The sequence below is a fragment of the Aerococcus sp. HMSC23C02 genome (assembly GCF_001806805.1).
GTDB classification, from domain to species: domain Bacteria; phylum Bacillota; class Bacilli; order Lactobacillales; family Aerococcaceae; genus Aerococcus; species Aerococcus sanguinicola.
Genome location: NZ_KV786060.1, coordinates 402,288 through 424,153, shown reverse-complemented (window position 1 = coordinate 424,153; position 21,866 = coordinate 402,288). Strand labels below are relative to the sequence as shown.

Sequence of the window (21,866 nt, the reverse complement as noted above, 5' to 3'; positions counted from 1 at the left end):
TAGCAAGTTCGTGGCTGGCTACTTGCAAACGGGGCTTTCGATAGCAAGTTGGCAGTCGTCTATTTGCGAATGGCCCCTCAAATGCAAGTAGCCGCTAGGGAACTTGCAAACAAGATCTCTGTTAGTAAGTTGACCACCCAGTTCTTATAAAATAAGTTTTAAAAACAAAGGTTTGCCTAAAGCTCAAATCAGCTTTTCCTAAGGGCACGTCTGCACATTGTTCAGGGCTCAGATATTTGCTACAATAAGAGCTGTGAATAGTCAAATTAGAGAGGGTGCTAAGATGCGTTTTTTAGCGATTGATAGTGCGACGCTATCCCTGAGCCTGGCCCTGCTGGAGGACCAGACGCTGATCAGTGAGATAACCACCAATACCAAAATTAAACATTCTACCCAGCTCCTGCCCTTGGTCCAGACCATGATGGAGACAGTAGCTTGGCGACCTGAGGACCTGGAAGGGGTTATTGTTTCCAAGGGACCTGGTTCTTACACAGGACTTCGGATTGGGGTCACAGTGGCCAAGGTCCTGGCTTCTACCCTGGGGATTCCCCTATACTCCGTGCCTAGCCTTCTCGCCTTGGCTGCCAATGTTAGAGCCCAAAAAGCTTTGGTCTTGCCCTTCTTCGATGCCCGCCGGCAGACGGTTTTTGCGGCGGCTTACTTGAAGGATGGTCAGGCTTGGACAGCTCTTGAAGAGGTTAAGCACGGTGCTTTTTCCGATTGCTTGGCTGCCTGGGAAGACCGCTTAGATGACTATGACCAGGTTTACTTTATCAGCCCGGACCTGGCTAGCTATGAGGAGGCGCTGGCGCCTATTTTATTCCGTCACGACCATTGTCACTTGGCGGCGCCAGAGGATCGGTTGATCTATGCTCACAAGATGGTCCAGCTGCCCCTGACTTTAGAAGATGTGGATACCTTCCTGCCCGATTATGCCAAATTAGCTGAAGCAGAAGAAAACTGGCGGGAGAAAAACCCCGGTCATGATGGGGAAACTTATGTTGAAAGAGCGGATTAACCAATACTTTAGCTGGCTAGACCACTTATTTAGAGCGCCCCAAGCTGACTTGTTGGACCGCATTGAAGTCCGACAAGAAGAAGGGGTCTTGGCTTCTGGTCTAGCTTTCAGTTTGCGTTTATCCGACCAGACGGCCTTGAAACAGATGGTTGACTTGGAAAAATTAGCTTATGGCAAGGTCATGTGGGGGATGAAGGATTTCTACCGGGACATGGTGGGGCGGCCGGATACTTTTTATCTCCAGGCTTTTTCCCATGGCGTCCTCTTGGCTTTTATTGCTTGCCGGGAAGAGCCTGATCATCTCCATGTGTCTAATTTCATGGTGGCCCCTAGTTGCCAGGGTCAAGGTTTGGGTAGTTACTTATTGAAAGAAGCAAAACACTTGGCCCAACAAGTTGGCCTCCAAGAAATTCAATTGGAGGTCCGCCAATCCAATAGGCAGGCCCAAGCTTTTTACCGGGCGCGGGGCTTTCAACGCTTGAAGACCCGGCACTTTTACTATCACGATAACCGTGAACATGCCGACTTGCTGGCTTGGCGCTTTGAGGAGGCTGACTCCAAACATGATTAAACGATTAGAGCTAGGGGCTGGACAAGCAATTTGGATGGTTTTGGAAGCTGCTTATCCCCAGCCACCGACTTGGACCGTTGAAGCCCTCGACCACTTTCTCAGTCGCCCCCATGCCCAGGTCTTTGCTTATTATGAAGAAGAAACTTTGCTTGCTTTGGCTCAGTTTCAGTTCTTAGCAGGTGAAGCCGAACTGCTGAATCTGGCGGTATTGCCTAACTTTCAGCGGAAAGGCTTGGGAGAGGCCCTCCTAAGAGAAGGAATCAGCCAATTGAAGGTCCTAGGGTTGGAACGTATTTTTTTAGAGGTGCGCGCAAACAATCGCTCGGCCCAGGCCCTCTACCAGAAACTGGGCTTCGACCGGCTAGCGGTCCGTCCCAACTATTACCAGGATGGGGAAGATGCCTGGATTTATTGTTTATTAGTCTAAAGATAGAAAAGGTGAGAAGATGTCAGTAACCCTATTAGCGATTGAATCGAGTTGTGACGAGACAGGGGCTGCGATTATTCGTGACGGCAAGGACTGCCTGGCCAATATCGTAGCCACCCAGGTCAAAAGTCACATGCGCTTTGGTGGGGTGGTTCCGGAAATTGCCAGCCGCCACCATGTGGAACAAATTACACAAATTGTGGACCTAGCCTTTGAAGAGGCTGGATTGACTTGGGAAGAAATTGACGGGATTGCGGTGACCAAGGGCCCAGGTTTGGTGGGTTCTCTCTTAATTGGGATTACCGCAGCCAAGGCACTAGCCTTTGCCCATGACAAGCCCTTGCTTGGTGTCAACCATATTGCAGGCCATATCTACGCCAATCAACTGGTTCAAGCCATGGCCTTTCCCTTGCTTGCCTTGGTGGTGAGTGGTGGGCATACGGAATTGGTTTATATGCCAGAAGATGGCGTCTTTGAGAAGTTCGGAGATACCCGTGATGATGCAGTTGGGGAGGCTTATGATAAGGTAGGCCGCTTGCTCGACCTGCCTTATCCGGGTGGCAAGCGGATGGATGAATTGGCCCAGGAAGGTCAGGATACTTATGCCTATCCCCGTCCCATGCTCGATGAAGATAATTTTGATTTCAGCTTTAGTGGGCTGAAATCGGCCGTTATTAACCACCTTCACAATGCTGACCAACGCGGGGAAGAGCTTGTTAAAGAAGATGTGGCGGCTTCCTTCCAAGCCGCAGCAGTAGAAGTCCTCGTTGAAAAAACCTGCCGGGCCCTGGATGAATATCCTGTTAAGCAGCTCTTAGTGGCTGGTGGGGTAGCAGCTAACAGTGGCTTGCGCCGCGAGCTCCAAGCGGCCCTAGCTGACCGCCATCCAGAAGTGACGCTTTACTTCCCACCCCTCAAATATTGTGGTGATAATGCAGCCATGATTGGTGCGGCTGCTTATAGCCTCTACCAAAAAGGCGCCTTCGCTAATTTGAGCTTGGATGCTGTGCCAGGCTTGGATATTAGCGATTCTTAACAATGCTGAGAAATGATAAAACCACTCTCTTTACTCTTAGCCGAGTGAAGAGAGTGGTTTTATTTTGTAGCTTGTTAATAGTGTAGGCAAAGGGCGAACTGGCTTTCTGGTCCCTAGTTCGCAAGTTATTCGTCCATAATTAAAAACAAGCTAGCAAGTGGTTCTCTGTTTGCTAGCTTGTCTCTTTAGTCTCAAGTTTCAACGGCCTACAATTGACTGAGCAATTCTTCCCATTGGTCCATGAGTTCTTGGTGCTGGGCCTTGAGGGGTTCGAGTTGGGCGTTGAGATCGAGGATTTGGGCGTTGTCTTGGTAGACTTCGGGTTTGGCCATTTCCTGCTCGATGGCTTGGATTTGTTCTTCGATTTGGGTGATTTCTTCTTCGCATTGGTCGACGAGACGCTGTTGGCGGCGTTGTTCGCGTTGTTTTTGTTTATTTTCTTCGTAGCTGAGCTTGCCCGAAGACTTCTCTTCGACTTTTTTGGCTGGGTCTTGACCAGTGTCTTGGGCGGCTTGCCGGGCTTCTTCTTCGGCCTTTTTGGCGAGGTAGTAGTCATAGTCGCCCAAGTAGAGCTTACTGCCTTCTGCTGAGATTTCGAGCACTTCGGTAGCTAGGCGGTTGATAAAGTAGCGGTCGTGGCTGACAAAAAGCAGGGTGCCATCATAATCGATCAGGGCATTCTCTAAAACTTCTTTGGAGTCAATATCCAAGTGGTTGGTGGGTTCGTCAAGGACCAGGAAGTTGTCGTGGTCCAAGGCGAGTTTGGCCAGTTCCAAGCGGGCTTTTTCACCACCGCTGAGACCATGGACGGGTTTCTCAACATCACTTCCGCTAAAGAGGAAGCTGCCCAGGATGGTCCTAATGTCTTGTTCATTCATACTGGGGTGTTCATCCCAGAGTTCGTGGAGGACGTCCTTTTTGGAATTGAGATTGCCTAGCTCTTGGTCGTAGTAGCCTAGGCTCACATTGGTTCCAAGTTGGTAGTCGCCCTTTAATGCTGGGATTTGTCCCGTAATGGTTTTGAGCAAGGTAGACTTGCCGACGCCATTTGGACCGACAATGGCCAGGGCCTTCTGTTTACGTAAATCGATATTAATCGGATAGGACAGGCAGTCGTCATAACCGATGGCCAGGTCATCGACCGTGAGAACGACATTGCCGCTCGACTTTTCCGTAGAGAATTGGATACGGGCTGAGCGTTCGTCCTGTTGGGGGCGGTCTAGCTTGTCCATTCGCTCCAGCTGCTTGCGTCGACTCTGGGCCATCTTGGTAGTAGAAGCCCGGACCAGGTTGCGGGCAATATAGTCTTCTAACTTATGGATTTCTTTTTGTTGCTTCTCATAGGCCTTCATTTGGGTCTCTAGGCGGACCGCTTTTTCCTTCAAGTAGAAGCTATAATTTCCGGCATAGTGTTCGATGCCGTGGTGGGTCATTTCATAGGTTTCGTTGGTGACATGGTCGAGGAAGTAGCGGTCGTGGCTGACGATCAAGAGGGCGCCGGGATACTTGGGCAGGTAGCCTTCCAACCAGTTGAGGGTATCGATATCCAAGTGGTTGGTTGGTTCATCCAGGATCAGGATGTCCCGCTTCTCTAGGAGCACCTTGGCTAAGGCCAACCGGGTCCGCTGCCCACCAGACATCTGTGAAATGGGCTGGTCGTACATATCCTCGGGGAAGCGGAAGCCGTGGAGGACCATGCGGATCTCCGAATCATAGCTATAGGCGTTGCGCTGGTTGATTTCTTCTTGGAGCTGGTCATAGGTCTTCAGTGCTTGTTCATAGCGATCAGGGTCTTGGATGACAGCTTCATCGGCCAGGACCATGGCCGCTTCATTGGCCTGGTCAATCAAGGCCAAGTCTTCCGTGAAGACGCTCTTCATCTCTTCATAGACTGTCCGTTCGCTGTTGACGGCGGAGTGCTGGTCCATATAGGCAATCCGGGTTCCCTTGCGCTGGGAAACGGTACCTTGGTCTGGACTCTCAATGCCTGCTAGGATCTTCAGTAGGGTCGATTTACCGGTACCGTTTCTACCGACTAGACCAATGCGACTGTTATCTTGAACTGTAATTTGAATGTCTTCAAAAAGGGTCTCAGCCCCAAAATGTCGGGCTAAATTGGAACCTTGTAAAAGAATCATTGTCTAGCCTCCTTCTAAAATACTATTCCTAGTTTAGCATAATTCCGCCACAGGGACGACTAACAAAATTTCGCTTAGCTTGTGAAAGGCTTTGCAAAAATAACTTTATCCCTTAAAATAGACTTATGGTGTGCTTAAAATCATTCAAATAAATAATAAGGAGCGATTCAATGGAACAAAGGAAATTAGTGAGCCGTCACTTAGAAGAAGTTGAAGTCGATGGCTTACGCTTCAAAGACCATAATAAAGATGGTCGAGTCAATCCCTATGAAGACTGGCGATTGAGCCCGGAAGAGCGGGCTAAGGACTTGGTCGGGCGGATGAACCTCCGCGAAAAAGCCGGTATGATGGTCCTCATTGACAAGCCCATGGGAATTTCAGCTGAAGAAGGTGAACCAACCAGCCATAATGGGGTCATTAACGAAGCCGATAAGGAGATCCAGTATCCCCATCCTAAGCATGAGCACCCGACCTCAACGCTTTTAGAAGACTTCCAAATCCGGCATATTATCTTAAGAGAGAATGCCAAGCCGGAAGAGATTGTGACCTGGGTCAATACCATGCAGGAAATGGTCGAGGAAAGTCGCTTAGGGATTCCCTTAGTGGTTTTGTCCAACTCCAAGAACGAAAACAATGAGGCTACTTTTAATGCGGAGTCAGCGATCGGCCGCTTTACCCAATTCCCTGGTACCCTGGGTCTGGCAGCGACTCGCAATATTCCTTTGATCAAGGCCTTTGCTGAAATTGGTAAGCAGGAATTCTGGCACAACAACATTCGCAAGGGTTATATGTACATGGTAGATACCGCGACGGATCCTCGCTGGTTTAGAACGTCGGGAACTTTTGGCGAGAACCCCGAACAGATTTCAGAAATTGCTGAAACGATTATCCCAGTCTACCAAGGAGAGGACTTAGACGACCAGGGTGTTGCCCTCACCATCAAGCACTTCCCAGGCGGCGGTGCACGGGAGAACGGTTTCGATCCCCACTACGAAGAAGGGAAATTTAATGTTTACCCAACTCCTAATAGTTTAGAGACCTACCACTTACCACCCTTCAAGGCAGCTATTAAGCACCAACCAAGCTCGATCATGCCTTACTATGCGATTCCTAGCCAGGAAAAATCCAACCTGCCCCAAGAACCCTTCCAAGCAGGTTTTGAAGAGGATGTGGCTTTTGCTTACAACCGTCAATTCCTCCAAGAGCTCTTGCGTGATGACCTAGGCTTTAAAGGCTATATCAACTCAGATACAGGAGTCTTGGATGCTTGTGCCTGGGGTGTTGAAGACCTAACTAAGCCGGAGCGGGTAGCTAAGATGCTCAAGGCGGGGACGAATATTGTCTCGGGGACCACAGAGGTTGAAGCCTTTGAGGAAGCTATGACCCAGGGCTTGGTCGATGAAGAGACGGTGAATGCTCGCTTGGAAGGCACTTTGAAGGAGCTCTTTGCTCTCGGCTTATTCGAGAATCCTTACCAAGATACTGACCAGGCAGAAGCCATCACCAATACGGCAGACAGCCGCAAAGTAGCCTACCAGGCCCACCAGGAATCGGTGGTTCTCTTGAAGAATGACCAAGAGCTCTTGCCTCTGACTGAGGACAAGTTAGCGGGTAAGAAAGTTTATGCGGAAATCTTTACCAAGGTCTATAATGAAGAGGAAATGGCCAGTCGCCGCAAGCAAGGAATCTTCGGTAATACAGATGAACTCAACCAAGAATTACTAGAGCAGATCCGCAAGACCTTCCCACAGATTGACCTGGTGACGGATTACCACGAAGCCGATATTGCCCTACTCTTCTTAGAACCAATCTCGGGTTCTTACTTCGAAGCCACTTCAGGCTATCTGGACTTACAGATCCACCAAGCAACGAACGTGGACCTCGACCGGGTGAAGGCCATCCAAGCAGCGGTTGACCATACGATTATTAATGTCAACCTCGACTTGCCATTTATCTTGGAGAATGTAGAGCCTCTAGCTGACGCCTTAACTGCCAGCTTTAATAGCTTTATCCAGGCCATCATTGATGTCTATACAGGGGCCTGCCCTGCCAAGGGGAAACTGCCTCTAACCCTACCCGCCAATGATGACGTGATTGCGGTTAATGATGAAGGTATTTGTGCTTCCCCTAATGATGTACCGGGCTACGATAAGGACAAGTATATGGACCGCGCTTATGCCTATCAAGATAGTGCGGGAAATAGCTACACTTATGGCTTCGGCTTAAGCTTAAATTAAAGTTTTAGATTTGCTACGAAGTCGAAATCCTGGTAAAATATTCCTATTCTATTTTTCACAATTGAACAAACAGGGGGGATTCTAGTGAAAAAGATACCAAAGGCAACAGCTAAGCGCTTATCAATCTACTACCGTTGCTTGAAGAATTTCAAGGCAATGGGGATGGATCGTGTCTCTTCCGAACAGATTTCTGATGCAGTAAAAGTCGACAGTGCTACCATCCGACGTGATTTTTCTTATTTTGGTACTTTGGGCAAACGGGGCTATGGTTATGAAATTGATCATTTAATTGAATTTTTCAGCCGCCTACTGAGCCAAGACCAGCTCACCATGGTCGCTCTGATCGGTGTGGGGAATTTGGGGAATGCCTTAATTTCTTATAACTTTAAGCAATCTAATAATGTTCATATTAATGCAGCTTTCGATATTGATCCAGAGAAGGTCGGTAAGATCCACGAAGGGGTGCCAATCTACAGCATGGACGAGATCGTCGACCAGCTAGAAGCCCGTCAAATTGATATTGTCATTCTAGCGGTCCCTAGTCATGCCGCCCAAAGCGTGGTGCCACAACTTGAAGAAGCTGGAGTCAAGGGAATATTAAACTTCTCAGCTAGTCGGCTCAATGTGCCTAAAGACATGTTTGTTCAGACTGTGGATTTAGCCAATGAATTACAGACTTTGATTTATTATGTGACCCACCATTAAGAAATCAGCTTAATATAAGTGATCAAAAAAGTGCCTCAAAGGAGCGAAATAGCTCTCTTTGAGGCACTTTTCGATTAATTTCTTTTAAGACCACTTACCTGGTTTATAGGTTTTTGATTCTTCGGTAGGCTCGAATTAACTGGATACTTTGGAAGATATCGTGGCTTGCTAAGAGAATATTAATGAAGGGAAGGAAGGACCAACCGTTTTCACTGACCATTGAAATAGCCAGGGAGAGGAAGAGGCCAGCAAGGATGATTTTTAGCACAATATTCATGACTAGTGATTGTAAAGACATAGCAACACTCCTTTTTAATCTTGCATCGTAATATGTAATGTAACGAAAATATGGCTAAAAGACAAGTGAGATCAGCTATTTTGGCGGAAAAATTTAAAGAAAAACTAAAAGGTCAAAAAAGTCAACAAAAGACTTGCATTCTAAAATAAAATGTTTTAAGATAATAAATGTAAGTTAGCACTTGGAAGTTGTGAGTGCTAACGATAAAAAGTGAATTGTTTTTTGGAACTGATGGAGGAATGTGAATTATGTTAAAACCTTTAAATGAACGTGTGATTGTTCAGCTTGAAGAACAAGAAGAAAAAACAACGTCTGGTATTATACTACCATCTGCAGCCCAAGAAAAATCCCAAGTGGGACGTGTTATTGCAGTTGCTGATGAAACAGAAGATTTCACAAGTCCAGTTAAGAAAGATGACCTTGTCTTATTTGAAAAATATGCCGGCAATGAAGTGGAATATGCTGGTGAAAAATACCTCATCTTAAAAGCGAAAGATATTGTCGCTGTTATTGAAGACTAGATCAAAAATTAAATTTAAAGATTGAATCATTACTTGTGTATCGAGAGGAGCATGAATTTTAATGGCAAAAGATATTAAATTTTCAGAAGATGCCCGTCAAGCTTTAGTGCGTGGTGTGGACAAGTTAGCGAATACGGTGAAGATTACCTTAGGGCCTAAGGGACGTAACGTTGTCCTCGAACAAAGCTATGGCTCACCATTGATCACTAATGATGGGGTAACCATTGCTAAAGATATCGAATTAGAAGACCACTTCGAAAACATGGGGGCTAAATTAGTCGCTGAAGTAGCTTCTAAGACCAATGATGTAGCTGGTGACGGAACCACCACTGCAACGATCCTAACCCAGGCCATTGTTCGTGAAGGCTTGAAGAATGTGACCGCTGGTGCTAACCCTGTTGGCGTTCGCCGCGGGATCGACGAAGCAATCCGGACAGCTGTTGAAGGCTTGAAGGAAAACTCTGTTCAAGTGGAATCTCAAGATGCCATTGCTAACGTTGCTGCGATCTCTTCTGGTGACCAAGAAGTCGGCAAGCTGATTGCTGAAGCTATGGGCAAGGTTGGCGAAGATGGTGTGATTACCATTGAAGACTCTAAGTCTATCGATACGACCTTAGACGTGGTTGAAGGGATGGAATTCGACCGCGGTTACCTCTCCCAATATATGGTAACAGACAATGAAAAAATGGAAGCCAGCTTGGAAAATCCATACATTCTCTTAACAGACCGTAAGATTTCAAATATCCAAGATATCCTTCCTCTCCTTGAACAAATCTTACAACAAGGTAGCCCACTGCTCTTAATTGCTGATGATGTGGATGGGGAAGCTCTTCCAACCCTAGTACTGAACAAATTACGCGGGACCATGAATGTAGTTGCTGTTAAAGCACCAGGTTTCGGCGACCGTCGTAAAGAAATGCTAGAAGACTTAGCTGTCCTAACGGGGGGGCAAGTGATCTCTGAAGATCTCGGCTTAGAATTGAAAGACGCAACCATCAACCACTTAGGTAAGGCTGGTAGCGTTACTGTAACCAAGGACCATACCACAGTTGTTGAAGGTGGCGGCAATAAGGAACAATTAGAACAACGTATTGCCTTAATCCGTAAACAAATCGAAGAAAGCACATCTGACTATGACCGTGAAAAACTCCAAGAACGCTTAGCTAAATTAGCTGGTGGGGTAGCCGTTGTTAAAGTCGGTGCTGCAACTGAATCTGAACAAAAAGAACGTAAACTCCGCATTGAAGATGCCTTGAATGCGACCCGTGCAGCGGTTGAAGAAGGTATCGTTGCTGGTGGGGGGACTGCTCTCATGAATGTTCAAGATAAAGTTGAAAAAGCAACAGAAGCGCTGGAAGGTGACGCTGCCACAGGTGCACGTATCGTGGCACGCGCCTTAGAAGAACCTCTCCGCCAAATTGTTGAAAATGCTGGCTTAGAAGGTTCAGTTATTGTGGAACGCCTCCGTTCTAAAGACCAAGGTATTGGTTTCAATGCCCAAAACAATGAATGGGTAGATATGATTGAAGCAGGGATTGTTGACCCAACTAAGGTAACCCGTTCAGCCCTACAAAATGCTGGCTCAGTTGCCGGTCTTATCCTCTCAACAGAAAGTGTTGTTGCGGATAAGCCAGAACCTGAAGCACCAGCAGTTGATCCAAGTGCTATGGCTGGTGGCATGTACTAAGCCGCTGATTAAAGAAGAAGCAAGAACTCTCGCAAGGGGGTTCTTGCTTCTTTTTTAAGCTGCGTTGCTGAGCATACGTTCCGCTTTTGAATTTGATCGTTAAAAAGCCATGGCACCGGCTCGAGCCAAGGTCTCTCGCCTAGCGAGCTTCAAACGTCTAGTACGGCTAACGCCTACTATACGTAATTCACATTGCTTGCTTAGACATGGCTAACGATCAAATTCAAAGCTCCACTCCTGCTCAAGATTAGCTGATTAAAGAAAAATTGCTTATTCTTTAATTCTAGAAATAAAAATGTGATCTTAAATACCAACAAAAAATCTTTTTTCGAGTCGTTTGCCTTGAAGTTTCGAAACTGAACTATTATCATAGAAGTATAAGATAAGTTGTTAAGTCAAAAGTATAAAAGAAAGAAGGAGATTTATTTTATGGCAAAATATGGTGTAGTTTTAGGATCAATTCGTAAGAATTCATTTTCTGAAGCCATTGCAAAAGGATTAGTGGCAGGTTTACCAAGTGACGCTGAAGTGACCTTTATCGAAACAGCTGACCTTCCACTCTATAGCCAAGACTATGATGAAGCAGCTGAACAACCTGCTGAATATACGCGTTTCCGTGATGAAGTGCGTGCTCAAGATGCGATTATCTTCGTGACTCCTGAACACAACCGTAGCATTCCAGCGAGCTTGAAGAATGCGATCGACTTAGGTTCTCGTCCATATGGTTCAAGCGTTTGGGAAGGCAAGCCAGCTCTTGTTGCATCACAATCACCAGCAGGTATCGGTGGTGCTATCGCTAACCATACCCTCCGTCAATCTTTAGTTTTCTTAGATATGCCAGTTATGCAACAACCTGAACTTTACATTGGAAACTCTGCTGATTACATCGGTGAAAACGGTGAAATTACAGCAGAAGATACCAAAGAATTCTTAGCAAGTGCTGGTAAAGCCTTCGCTGAATTCGCAGGAAAATTTATCTAAACTAAGTTTCAATTTAGACCTCAAGCTCCCTGATTTCGGGGAGCTTTTTTGGACCCCTCTGACTTGAATTCTCCAGTCAATTACTTGATAATGGGAACTGTAAACCCTTAACAGCAAGCTGAAGGAGGCTTTTTTGATGAAGACCTATCAAAACTATATTAACGGTGAATGGGTAGACAGCAAGTCTGGTCAATATACCGATGTAATTAATCCAACAAGTGAAGAAGTGATCGCCCAAGTTCCAACCAGTAATGCCGAAGATGTGGACAATGCAGTGGCTGCAGCTAAGGCTGCTTTTCCGTCTTGGAATGGCTTAGCTGTAGATGAACGCAAGGCCTACTTAGAGAAGGTGCTTGAAGGCCTTAAAGCGCATAAGGAAGAATTAGTCGATATTGTGGTTGAAGAGATGGGCGCCAGCAAGGCTTTTTCCCGGGATAACCAGGTGCGCAAATCGATCGGGGAATTGGAAGGAAGTCTCAAGGCCTTGGACCGCTTCAACTTCGAAGAACGTTACGATACGGCGACTGTTATTAAAGAAGGATCAGGAGTGGTTGCCTGCATTACGCCATGGAATTATCCTTTGAACCAGATCCAACGTAAGCTCACTCCAGCTCTTTTAACTGGTAATACTATCGTGGTTAAACCAGCCTCGGATACCCCCCTCACAGCCATTAAATTCATGGAAATTATTGAAGAAGCTGGCCTGCCTAAAGGGGTCGTTAACTTGATTACTGGACGGGGGAGTGAGGCCGGAGACCTTCTCGCTGGTCATGAGGATGTCGCTATTATTTCCTTTACCGGGTCAACCGAAGTCGGTCGCGGTCTCTACGATAAGGCGAGTGGTAGTATCAAGCGCCTCGTCCTTGAACTCGGCGGTAAGTCTGCTCTTATTGCCCTCAAAGGCGGCGACAAGGAACTCGCTGTGGCTAAGTCGATGAACACTGTCCTCGATAACCAAGGGCAGACTTGTGCAGCCTTGACCCGTCTCTTTGTCCCAGAAGATGAATTGGAAGACTATAAGACGGCTATCAAAGACTTCTATGACAAGGAAGTGGTCCTCGATGACCCAGCCGATGAAGCAACCAAAGTTGGCCCCATGGTTTCCGCCAAGCAAAAAGAGACCGTTGAAGACTATATCGAAAAAGGTAAGGCAGAAGGTGCTGAAGTCTTGGTAGGCGGGGGTAAAGTTGACCGGACAGGCTACTATGTGGATCCAACGGTCTTTGTCAATGTGACTAATGATATGACCATCGCCCAAGAAGAAATCTTTGGCCCTGTCCTCTGCGTGCTGACCTATACCGACACAGAAGACGCCATCAAACAAGCCAATGACTCCCCTTATGGCCTCTCTGGCGCTGTCGTTGGTCCAGAAGAAGAAGCCAAGGCAGTAGCCCGCCAATTGCGGACAGGTAACGTCTTCGTCAACGACAACCCAGGCAGCGACCAAGCACCATTCGGCGGCTACAAAATGTCTGGCTTAGGCCGCGAAAAAGGCTACTACGGCCTAGAAGACTACGTCGAAATCAAAGCCATCTTTGAAAATTAAAGGGTGTGAGACTTGGCGGTTAGACTCGGATGATTGGAGCAATTAAGAATAAGAGCGAAGCATTCGCTCGTTTCTTAATTGTGAAATCACTCCGAGTTTGCCAAGTCGAACCCAACTAGGAAAGGGTGTGAAGGCTAGCGGGAGAAATAGACCTCTGGAGCCAAGAGCCAGAGAAGACTGCAAGTCTTCGGCGGATCTTTGTGAAGAGGAGCTATTTCTGCTAGCCTGAACCCGACTAAAGGGTGTGAGCAGTTGCGCCCAGACTTGGATGACTGGAGCCCAAGCGAAAAAGAGCGGCTTTAGCCGATCGTTCCGATTGGGTGAAGTCACTTCAAGTCTGCAACTGCGAACCCGACTAGATAAGGGTGTGAGGGAGCGCGGTCAGAAGTGAACCTCTGGAGCAAAGCGACAAAGAAAACTAAAAGTCTTCGGCGACGCTTTGTGAAGAGGAGCCACTTCTGCCAGACCAAACCCTTTCTATCCCAAGGCTCCAACTGAAGTAGAAGTTGGGGCCTTTTATAATGGCTTTTCACTTGTAGCTGCTGGCAAATAGGATTCTTTAAGCAGCTTTTCTCAATCAATCTTGCACCTGGGCCGAACTTTGTTTATGATTAAGCATAAGACTTAAAAAGAATGGAGTGGCAAAGATGGCAATTTGGTCGAATGACTTTCATGACGCGATGTCAGAAGCGGCTTATCAATTTAATCAATCAATTCAAGTGGATGATAGACTGCTGGATGCTGACCTGCAGGGTTCAATGGCCCACGCAAAGATGCTGGGGGCCCAGGGAATTATTGAAGAAGCGGAAGCGGAGGCGCTCTACCAGGAACTGGGGCAGATGCGAGAAGACTACCGTGACGGCAAGCTAGCCATTGACTATGAGGAAGAAGATGTCCATAGTTTTATTGAAGCGGAATTGACCCGGCGCTTAGGGAATACAGGCAAGAAGGTTCACACCGGCCGAAGCCGGAACGACCAGGTTGCCACCGCCCTGAAGATCTATGTTCGAGATGAGATTGAGGTCCTCTGCAGCCTCTTGGAGGATGCCATGCTGGGCTTTGCTAAGAAGGCCCTCCAGCATACGGAAAGCATCATGCCGGGCTATACCCACCTACAGCGGGCCCAACCCATTACTTATGGCCACTATTTGATGGCCTATGCGGAAATGCTTCTGCGGGACTATGGCCGCTTGCAGGATGTGGGTAAGCGGATTGATTTAACCATGCCACTGGGGGCTGGTGCCTTGGCGACCTCTTCTTTCCCCTTGAACCGCGATTTAACGACGGAACTCTTGGACTTCTTGACCCCATCGGCCAATAGTTTGGATGCGGTTTCTGACCGTGATTACAGTATTGAAATGCTGAGTGCCCTCTCGATTCTGGCCATGCATCTCAGCCGGTATGCGGAAGAGACGATTCTTTGGGCCAGTCAGGAGTTTCATTTCATTCACCTGAAAGATTCCTTCTCAACCGGGTCATCCATTATGCCCCAGAAGAAGAATGCCGATATCCATGAATTGATGCGCGGAAAGACGGGGCGGGTCTATGGCGACCTCGTTAACGTTCTTACCCTGATGAAGGGCCTCCCTCTCGCCTATAACAAGGATATGCAGGAGGAAAAAGAAGCCCTCTTCGACGCTATCGATACCATGAAGATGATGGTGAGCCTCCTACCTGCCATGTTGGAAGCAACGATTGTGGATGTGGATGCCATGTATGCTGCTTGTGGTCAAGGCTTCTTGAATGCGACAGACTGCGCCGACTATTTGGCTGCTAAGGGAATGCCCTTCCGTGATGCCTACCAAATTACCGGTAACATCCTTCAATATTGCAGCGAAAAGAACCTAACCCTAGAAGACCTCTCCTTGGAAGACTATAAGCGCTATGCGGATGACTTTGAAGAAGATATCTTTGACGCAATCGACTTGAAAGCCTGCGTCTACCGGCGTAATGTTCTGGGTGGGCCAGCCCCTGAACGGGTAGAAGAACATGCCCAAGCCCTCTGCCAAGCCCTCGAGCGGTCTTAGGATAAGTCCTAAAATAATTTAGCAAAGTTCAGTTGACATTTGATATAGCCGTGATATAATAACAATTAAATTAAAGTACTCTCATAAAAGAGATGCGGAAGAGTAGCAAAGTCCCTGAGTAAAGCGAGCAGGTGGTGGTGGAAGGCCTGTCTGAAGACTGTGTGAAGCGCGCCGCATAAGCTCGACTAGATAAGATAAACTAGTCCGTGTCCGAGCGTTAATCGGCTAGAGATGTTGGCTTTGCCAGCAAGTAGAGTGGTACCGTGGATGCTTATTAACTCCGCCTCTTCAGATTGGAAGAGGCGGTTTTTTTATATTTAAGGAGGAGTATATAAATGGCAGAGAAGGAAGTAAAGAAGGTTTTAATGGCGTATTCAGGTGGTTTGGATACTTCCGTCATTATTCCTTGGATCAAGGAAACTTATGGGGATGACGTTGAAGTGATCGGGATGACCGCTAATGTCGGCCAAGAAGAAGACTATGAATATTTAAAGAAGAAAGCTGTCAATTGCGGGGCTTCTAAATTATATGTCGAAGACCTCCGCGAAGAATTTATTACAGATTATATCTATCCTGCCATGCGGGCTGGGGCTAAGTATGAAGGCAAGTATCTCTTAGGGACTGCCTATGCGCGTCCACTGATTGCCAAGCGGATGATTGAAATCGCCCATGAAGAAGGCTGCGATACCATCGTCCATGGCTGTACCGGTAAGGGGAATGACCAAGTGCGTTTCGAGCTCGGCTTGCGTGAATTCGATCCAACCATTCAAATTATTGCCCCATGGCGGATCTGGGATATTCAATCCCGGGAAGACGCGTTTGACTATGCCGAAGCGCACAACGTTCCGCTACCGATCACCCGTGAGACGAATTATTCTAAGGATGAAAACCTCTGGCACCTCTCCCATGAAGGCTTGGACTTGGAAGATCCTAGCCAGCAGCCTAAACTAGATGATATCTTAGAATTAGGGGTGTCACCTCAACAAGCACCAGATGAGAGCACCTATGTGACCATCGATTTTGAAGCAGGGAACCCTGTCGCTGTGGATGGTGAAAAATTGGATCCTATCGCCTTAGTTGAAAAATTAAACGAACTTGGCGGAGCCAATGGGATTGGCATCCTCGATATTGTTGAAAACCGTCTCGTCGGCATGAAGTCTCGGGGCGTTTATGAAACACCAGGTGGCCACATCATCTACCATGCCCATGAAAAATTGGAAGAATTATGTTTAGACCGCGATACCTTACAGTTTAAACAAGTCCTTGCCCATAAATATGCGGAATTAGTGTATAATGGCTTGTGGAATTCACCTCTACGCAAGGCCCTCCAACAGTTTGTGGATGAAACCCAAAAACACGTCACTGGCCAAGTCAAGTTAGAGCTTTACAAGGGCAATGTCATTGATGCGGGAACTACCAGCCCTTACTCCCTTTATAATGAAGAACTCGCAACCTTTGACGAAGATGATATCTACAACCAAAATGATGCTGAAGGTTTCATTAAGCTCTTCGGACTTCCACAAACCGCACGGGTACTTGCTGAAAAAGAATGGAAAAAGGACGGCAAAATTTAATGAAAAAACTATTTAAGTATAGCCTGCAGGTCCTCATGGCCTTTGTCCTCGCCTTTAGCCCACTATTGGCGGGAACGGGGGCCTTGGTCCAAGCGGCTGAAGACCAGCCAGCGGCATCGGGGCAAGTAGCAGGCAACGACCAATTACTCGATGAAATTAAGAAGCGGGGCGTCATTAAGCTAGGTGTCAGCCCTGATTATCCACCCTTTGAGTTCTTGACTCGTGAAGGTGGCGAGAACAAAACCAAGGGAATCGATATCTCCCTAGCGGAAAAGTTTGCTGATGACCTCGGCGTTAAGCTGGAAATTGTAAATATGGAATTCTCCAGCCTGATGTCCTCACTAGAAACCGGCAACATCGATATGATTATCTCAGGGATGACCTATACCGAGGAACGGGATAAGTCCGTAGACTTCACCAAACCCTACGAGAATGCTGGCCAATCCCTTGTTATCCGCAAAGATGATACGGACAGACTCAAAGATAAGGATAGTTTCGTAGAAGGAACGGTGGTGGGGGTCCAACAGGGGTCTTACCAAGAAGACCTGGCTAAGGCCCATATGCCTAAAGCTAAACTCCTTACCATGCAACAGGTTCCTGACCTGCTCAGTGCCCTAGGAACCAAGCAAGTCGATGGGGTCTTAGTTGATGAAATTATGGCCCGGACTGCGACCAAGGGCAATGACCAGTTGACTTATGTCGACGCTAAAGTCCCACGGGAAGAAAATGATGGCAAGGCGGTCGTTATTCCCGAGAACCAACCGAGCCTAGGGGAAGCGATCAACCATACGATTGATGAAGTGGTTGAACAAGACTTGGTCAACCAATGGGCGGATGAAGCCGCGGACCAATTAGCCGATACCGACAATGTGGACTGGATGCAGTATTGGCCTTTCTTCTGGGACGGCATTAAGATGACCCTCTTAATCTCCATCCTATCGATTGTCTTCGGGATGATCCTAGGCTCCCTCCTTGCCGTGATGCGGATTTCTAACCTGAAATTTCTCTCTGGTATTGCAGGAGCCTATGTCGAATTTGTTCGGGGAACACCTCTGATGATCCAAGTTCTCTTTATCTTCCTGGGGGTTGGGGGCTTACTCGGTATTAGCCCATTGGTGGCTGGTTTGATTGCTGTTTCCCTCAACTCAGGAGCCTATATTTGTGAGATTATCCGTGGGGGCCTCCAGTCCGTTCCTAAAGGCCAGGCGGAAGCCGCTCGGTCTCTCGGTTTGGACTACAAGACAACTTTGCGGAAGATTATCTTCCCACAATCCCTGCGCTCCATTTGGCCTTCATTAGGGAACGAATTCGTGACCTTGATTAAGGAATCTTCTATTGTATCGACCATTGGGGTAGCCGAATTAACCTTCCAAACCCGGGCCGTTACCAGCCAGACTTACCAAGGCATTATCCCACTCTTTATCTCCATGGTGATCTACTTCATTATCACCTATGCCTTAACCAAGCTCTTGAACCATTACGAAAAACAAATGAACGCGAAGTATAATTAATGGGTGTGAGCACAGGCGTTCCAAAAGGGATGACTGGAGGCAAAGAGGCTAAAAGCGGCTTTAGCCGATTGTTCCACTTTGTTGAAGTCACTCCCTTTCCGCATCCTCGAATCCGACTAAACAGAGTGCGAGCAAGAGCAAGTATCTCAAACAGAATTTTTGAATCAAACAAAAAACTGGGCCTGGTCCCAGTTTTTTTGCTATTTACAGTCGCTTGACTTGTTAACTTCTTTAAAAATTGGTTACAAATCGGGAATACTTTTGCATTGAAAAATGAAACATGCTATCGTAGTGTAGATATAATATTGCGATAAATATTAACGGAGGAGATTGACTTGAAGAAGAATAAGAAGAAAAAGTTCAATTGGCAAAGAGTTTTAGTTGTCGCCGTATCTCTCTTCTTGATTGGGGGCGTGGGCGTCTATGCCGCCTTGCAGCAGGAACCTGTTCAAACCGCTATTGAAGACCACAAGGAGAGTGGGGCAGAGAAAGCTGTCGCCGATCTCTACTTTGATGAAGCAAAGATGTTCTTAGCTGAAGATATCAGTCAAGAAGATATCGAAGCGGCTAAAGAAGATGTGGCTAACTTGAAGGATGAAGAAGGGATTAAGGGGCAATTACAAGGCGATTTGGAAGATGTCCAAAAACGCTATGATGTCCAAAATGCGACCAACAATCTCTTTGAAAAGACCAAGGACAAGCAGCCGCTCAATGGGGCAACCTTACAAAAATGGGTCATTATCAAGGATGGCTTGAAGAAGGCTGATGTTGATAAGGTTAAAAACCAACATAAAGCTGCCTTGGAATCTAAGGAAGATGGCCTCTACGGGACGCTAGCTGACCTTGTGAAGACAGCTGAAGAACAAGCTGACAAGTTCGAGAAATTTACTAAGACCTTAAACGACTTGAAATCTGATAAGTCTTTAAAACATGAAGACTTACAAAAAGAATTGGATAAGTTGCGTGAGGAAGCTGAGAAGGAAGAAAATCCTTATGTGACCGCCAAGATGTTAGATATGATCAGTCAAGTAGATGAAGACTTAACGGAACGGATCAGCCAAGCTGAAATTGACCAAGCCCGCAAGTCTGGTGCTTCACAAGATCAAATTAAGAAGTTAGAAGAAGAAGCTAAGAAGGCCCAAGACCAAGCCCGTGAACGGAGCGATCGTCTCCAAAAACAAGCGAATGAAGCGCGTCAACAAGCGACCCAATCTAACCGCAACCAAAGTCAAAATGTGGGCAACCGGGGCAGCCAACGTGTGACCCCGCCAAGCTCTCGTCCAGCTTCTAATAATAATAACGCAAACAACAATAATAATCGTCAAAATCAAAACAACAATAACGACAAGAAGGATGACAAGAAGCAAGAGGAAAGCAAGGCACCAAGCAAGCAAGAAAATAATGCCAACTCAAACAATAACGGGGGCAAAAAAGAAGAAACTAAGCCAAGCGCCAGCTCTTCTGCCGTCTCTTCTCAACCGCTGAATCCAAACCAAGGCTCAGCCAGCCCATCAACGTCTTCACCTTCTTCTACAAATCAAGGCGGAGCGACGAACCCACAACCATCACCAGAACCACAACCTGAAACGCCAGCTCCAGCTAATCCAAACAATGGTGGAACAGCTGACCAAGGCGGTAGTGTTGAAGGTGGAAACGCCGAGACAGGTGCTGCTGCTAGCTAAGTTTAATTTTTAATAATTTGAAAATATTTGATAAATAGCTGCTTGAACTATGGGAATTATGCTAAGATACCATATAGTAGAACAGCTTGAGGGGCGGTTTGAACCGTCCCTTTTTCTTAGGAGGATCATTATGCAAAGAAACGGCGAATGGACCAATTGGTATCGGGTCATTATTGGGGCAACTGAGGCCCTGATCTTACTGATATCTTATTTTATTTCATTCTTTATCCGCTATGGCCGTTACGTTCCCTTACGCAATTTCCAAGCTTTCCAGGGGGCGATTCCGTGGATTTTAATTATCTTTATTGTCTTTAACTTATTGTTCGGGATCTATGTCCTCTACAATAAGTCCAAGGGGGATATTTTCTTTATCACCTTGATTATCCAGGCCTTATTGGCTGTGGTTGCCATGGTCTTGAGTTTCGTGGGGCGTTGGTTTGCCTTCCCCCGCTCAGTGATTTTGATTGACTTTTTTGTGTCAACCCTCTTGATCTATGCCTTCCGGGCTCTAGTCTTTAGTATGTACCGCCGCTATGCCAGCAATAAGCGGGTGATGATTGTAGGTGAGGAGGAAGAAGTTTTCCCAGCCATCTATAATTTTAAGTCGTCTAAGTCTACCCGGCATATCGTGACCCATGTGGTGATCGACCACTACTATGAGAACGTGAAAGCTCGTTTGGATGAATTTGATATTGTTTACCTAGCTTCACAGATTGAAGAAGAGGAAAAACTCCGCCTCTATTCTCTCTTGATGGCGGAAGATAAGAAGCTCTTCCTTAACTCCAAGTTTGAAAACTTAGTCATGGTTAACCCTAATATCATGAACTTTGAAGATGAGTCGATTATTGAAACCTCTGACTTCAAGATTCCAGCAGACCAGGCCCTGATTAAGCGCCTCTTGGATATTATCGTTTCCCTTGTCCTTTTGATCATTGCTTCCCCGATCATGCTGGTAACGGCCCTCTTAGTGAAGCTCACCTCTAAAGGCCCCGTCTTTTACCGGCAGACGCGGATTACCAAGGGCAACCGCGAATTTGAAATCTATAAGTTCCGGACGATGACAGCGACCGCGGAGGACAGCACAGGACCTGTGATTGCAACCAAAAATGATGCAAGAATCACAGGAATCGGAAAGTACCTGCGCTCCCTGCGTATCGATGAGTTGCCTCAATTATTCAATATCTTGAATGGAGATATGTCTCTAGTGGGGCCACGTCCTGAACGTCCCTTCTTTGTTGAGCAATTCCAAGAACAAACCCCTCACTATTACCTCCGCCATAATGTACCAGCTGGCCTAACCGGTTATGCCCAGGTCTACGGCAAGTATGCGACGGACTTTAACAGTAAGCTCAACTTTGACTTGATCTATATCAAGACTTATTCCATTATCCTAGACTTCAAGATCCTATTACAGACGATCAAAATTCTCTTCGACAAGGTCTCCTCTTCCGGAGTAGACGAAGAAAGCAAACAAGTCGTAGACCGCGAAGCCATCCAAAAAATGAACATCCAAGTCATAGACTAAGGGTGTGAGAGGATGCGTTAGAAAGGGATCTCTGGAGCAAAAAAACTGGAGAAGTCTGAAAGACTTCGAAAGATTTTTGTGAAGAGGAGCCACTTCTGCTTGACTGAACCCGACTAAAAGGGTGATAACTAAGGTGATTGTTTATCTTTTGTTCATTAAAGAGAAATCCAAAATCTTGTAACGTCAATAAAAAAGAAAGCAGTAGCTTTTTTAAGTATTTATCGCTTCTATTTGACTATCTCCGTTTCAGGTTTAGTGGTTAGTAATTAAAGAAAAGTTTTGATATTAGTTACTTGTGAGCAGTAGTGGAACTTTGAAGTTGATCGTTAACCATGAAAAATCAAGCGTTGTGAATTACGGATAGTCGGCGTCAGCCGTTACT

General features: G+C 46.6%; 17 protein-coding genes. 15 read left to right on the top strand and 2 right to left on the bottom strand.

The window, feature by feature from the left end; genetic code table 11:
• Positions 1–283 precede the first annotated feature (283 nt).
• The 4 genes from tsaB to tsaD are packed head-to-tail and all read left to right on the top strand — an operon-like array spanning position 284 to position 3,052.
• Positions 284–1,018, top strand: a complete 735-nt coding sequence (gene tsaB, locus HMPREF3090_RS08635; protein WP_067974439.1) for a tRNA (adenosine(37)-N6)-threonylcarbamoyltransferase complex dimerization subunit type 1 TsaB — start codon at positions 284–286, stop codon at positions 1,016–1,018.
• Positions 987–1,589: a ribosomal protein S18-alanine N-acetyltransferase gene (gene rimI / locus HMPREF3090_RS08630; protein ID WP_168140269.1), complete on the top strand. Its 603-nt coding sequence runs from the start codon at positions 987–989 to the stop codon at positions 1,587–1,589. The genes tsaB and rimI (HMPREF3090_RS08630) overlap by 32 nt, the downstream gene beginning before the upstream one ends.
• Complete coding sequence (rimI, locus tag HMPREF3090_RS08625; RefSeq protein WP_070486469.1) at positions 1,582–2,016, top strand: ribosomal protein S18-alanine N-acetyltransferase; 435 nt, start codon at positions 1,582–1,584, stop codon at positions 2,014–2,016. Before rimI (HMPREF3090_RS08630) ends, rimI (HMPREF3090_RS08625) begins: the two co-directional genes overlap by 8 nt.
• Before the next feature lie 19 nt (positions 2,017–2,035).
• Positions 2,036–3,052, top strand: coding sequence for a tRNA (adenosine(37)-N6)-threonylcarbamoyltransferase complex transferase subunit TsaD (gene tsaD, locus HMPREF3090_RS08620; RefSeq protein ID WP_067974451.1), 1,017 nt, complete (start codon positions 2,036–2,038; stop codon positions 3,050–3,052).
• Positions 3,053–3,258: 206 nt separating this feature from the next.
• Here the strand turns inward: tsaD and HMPREF3090_RS08615 are convergent, their stop codons facing one another.
• Positions 3,259–5,190 (bottom strand): ABC-F family ATP-binding cassette domain-containing protein, encoded by a 1,932-nt coding sequence (locus HMPREF3090_RS08615; RefSeq protein ID WP_070486467.1) that lies wholly within the window; start codon positions 5,188–5,190, stop codon positions 3,259–3,261.
• A 170-nt stretch (positions 5,191–5,360) separates the two neighbouring features.
• On the opposite strand from HMPREF3090_RS08615, the gene HMPREF3090_RS08610 reads away from it, so the two are divergent.
• Both HMPREF3090_RS08610 and HMPREF3090_RS08605 read left to right on the top strand, forming a co-directional pair.
• Positions 5,361–7,427 (top strand): glycoside hydrolase family 3 protein, encoded by a 2,067-nt coding sequence (locus HMPREF3090_RS08610; RefSeq protein WP_070486465.1) that lies wholly within the window; start codon positions 5,361–5,363, stop codon positions 7,425–7,427.
• 78 nt (positions 7,428–7,505) lie between these two features.
• Positions 7,506–8,132 (top strand): redox-sensing transcriptional repressor Rex, encoded by a 627-nt coding sequence (locus HMPREF3090_RS08605; protein WP_101603602.1) that lies wholly within the window; start codon positions 7,506–7,508, stop codon positions 8,130–8,132.
• Between the two features lie 103 nt (positions 8,133–8,235).
• Here HMPREF3090_RS08605 and HMPREF3090_RS08600 read toward each other — a convergent pair whose 3' ends face one another.
• Positions 8,236–8,430, bottom strand: a complete 195-nt coding sequence (locus tag HMPREF3090_RS08600; protein WP_067974465.1) for a hypothetical protein — start codon at positions 8,428–8,430, stop codon at positions 8,236–8,238.
• A 248-nt stretch (positions 8,431–8,678) separates the two neighbouring features.
• Between HMPREF3090_RS08600 and HMPREF3090_RS08595 the strand changes: the two genes are divergently transcribed.
• From HMPREF3090_RS08595 to HMPREF3090_RS08555, 9 genes are all read left to right on the top strand, one after another.
• The gene (locus tag HMPREF3090_RS08595) at positions 8,679–8,951 is read left to right on the top strand and encodes a co-chaperone GroES (RefSeq protein ID WP_067974468.1); all 273 of its coding nucleotides are present in this window, start codon (positions 8,679–8,681) and stop codon (positions 8,949–8,951) included.
• 61 nt (positions 8,952–9,012) lie between these two features.
• Positions 9,013–10,638, top strand: a complete 1,626-nt coding sequence (gene groL / locus HMPREF3090_RS08590; RefSeq protein WP_067974471.1) for a chaperonin GroEL — start codon at positions 9,013–9,015, stop codon at positions 10,636–10,638.
• A gap of 429 nt (positions 10,639–11,067) precedes the next feature.
• Positions 11,068–11,619: an NADPH-dependent FMN reductase gene (locus HMPREF3090_RS08585; RefSeq protein ID WP_067974474.1), complete on the top strand. Its 552-nt coding sequence runs from the start codon at positions 11,068–11,070 to the stop codon at positions 11,617–11,619.
• 136 nt (positions 11,620–11,755) lie between these two features.
• Entirely contained in the window at positions 11,756–13,165 is a 1,410-nt protein-coding gene (locus HMPREF3090_RS08580) for an aldehyde dehydrogenase family protein (protein ID WP_067974478.1), read from the top strand.
• A gap of 647 nt (positions 13,166–13,812) precedes the next feature.
• Positions 13,813–15,192 carry an argininosuccinate lyase gene (gene argH / locus HMPREF3090_RS08575; RefSeq protein ID WP_067974482.1) on the top strand — a complete coding sequence of 460 codons (1,380 nt, stop codon included), beginning with the start codon at positions 13,813–13,815 and terminating at the stop codon, positions 15,190–15,192.
• Between the two features lie 335 nt (positions 15,193–15,527).
• Positions 15,528–16,766 (top strand): argininosuccinate synthase, encoded by a 1,239-nt coding sequence (locus tag HMPREF3090_RS08570; RefSeq protein WP_067974485.1) that lies wholly within the window; start codon positions 15,528–15,530, stop codon positions 16,764–16,766.
• Positions 16,766–18,277 carry an ABC transporter substrate-binding protein/permease gene (locus HMPREF3090_RS08565; RefSeq protein ID WP_230080801.1) on the top strand — a complete coding sequence of 504 codons (1,512 nt, stop codon included), beginning with the start codon at positions 16,766–16,768 and terminating at the stop codon, positions 18,275–18,277. Before HMPREF3090_RS08570 ends, HMPREF3090_RS08565 begins: the two co-directional genes overlap by 1 nt.
• A gap of 335 nt (positions 18,278–18,612) precedes the next feature.
• Complete coding sequence (locus HMPREF3090_RS08560) at positions 18,613–19,959, top strand: hypothetical protein (protein WP_067974492.1); 1,347 nt, start codon at positions 18,613–18,615, stop codon at positions 19,957–19,959.
• 130 nt (positions 19,960–20,089) lie between these two features.
• Positions 20,090–21,484, top strand: coding sequence for a sugar transferase (locus tag HMPREF3090_RS08555; protein WP_070486463.1), 1,395 nt, complete (start codon positions 20,090–20,092; stop codon positions 21,482–21,484).
• The last annotated feature ends 382 nt before the right edge of the window (positions 21,485–21,866 follow it).

What these genes read in the sequence shown, in the direction of transcription:
- HMPREF3090_RS08595 (WP_067974468.1), top strand. Translation starts at nt 8,679, where the DNA reads ATGTTAAAACCTTTAAATGAACGTGTGATTGTTCAGCTTGAAGAACAA.
- HMPREF3090_RS08610 (WP_070486465.1), top strand. Translation starts at nt 5,361, where the DNA reads ATGGAACAAAGGAAATTAGTGAGCCGTCACTTAGAAGAAGTTGAAGTC.
- argH (WP_067974482.1), top strand. Translation starts at nt 13,813, where the DNA reads ATGGCAATTTGGTCGAATGACTTTCATGACGCGATGTCAGAAGCGGCT.
- rimI (WP_070486469.1), top strand. Translation starts at nt 1,582, where the DNA reads ATGATTAAACGATTAGAGCTAGGGGCTGGACAAGCAATTTGGATGGTT.
- groL (WP_067974471.1), top strand. Translation starts at nt 9,013, where the DNA reads ATGGCAAAAGATATTAAATTTTCAGAAGATGCCCGTCAAGCTTTAGTG.
- HMPREF3090_RS08600 (WP_067974465.1), bottom strand. Translation starts at nt 8,430, where the DNA reads ATGTCTTTACAATCACTAGTCATGAATATTGTGCTAAAAATCATCCTT.
- HMPREF3090_RS08565 (WP_230080801.1), top strand. Translation starts at nt 16,766, where the DNA reads ATGAAAAAACTATTTAAGTATAGCCTGCAGGTCCTCATGGCCTTTGTC.
- HMPREF3090_RS08585 (WP_067974474.1), top strand. Translation starts at nt 11,068, where the DNA reads ATGGCAAAATATGGTGTAGTTTTAGGATCAATTCGTAAGAATTCATTT.
- HMPREF3090_RS08580 (WP_067974478.1), top strand. Translation starts at nt 11,756, where the DNA reads ATGAAGACCTATCAAAACTATATTAACGGTGAATGGGTAGACAGCAAG.
- tsaD (WP_067974451.1), top strand. Translation starts at nt 2,036, where the DNA reads ATGTCAGTAACCCTATTAGCGATTGAATCGAGTTGTGACGAGACAGGG.
- rimI (WP_168140269.1), top strand. Translation starts at nt 987, where the DNA reads ATGGGGAAACTTATGTTGAAAGAGCGGATTAACCAATACTTTAGCTGG.
- HMPREF3090_RS08615 (WP_070486467.1), bottom strand. Translation starts at nt 5,190, where the DNA reads ATGATTCTTTTACAAGGTTCCAATTTAGCCCGACATTTTGGGGCTGAG.
- HMPREF3090_RS08555 (WP_070486463.1), top strand. Translation starts at nt 20,090, where the DNA reads ATGCAAAGAAACGGCGAATGGACCAATTGGTATCGGGTCATTATTGGG.
- HMPREF3090_RS08570 (WP_067974485.1), top strand. Translation starts at nt 15,528, where the DNA reads ATGGCAGAGAAGGAAGTAAAGAAGGTTTTAATGGCGTATTCAGGTGGT.
- tsaB (WP_067974439.1), top strand. Translation starts at nt 284, where the DNA reads ATGCGTTTTTTAGCGATTGATAGTGCGACGCTATCCCTGAGCCTGGCC.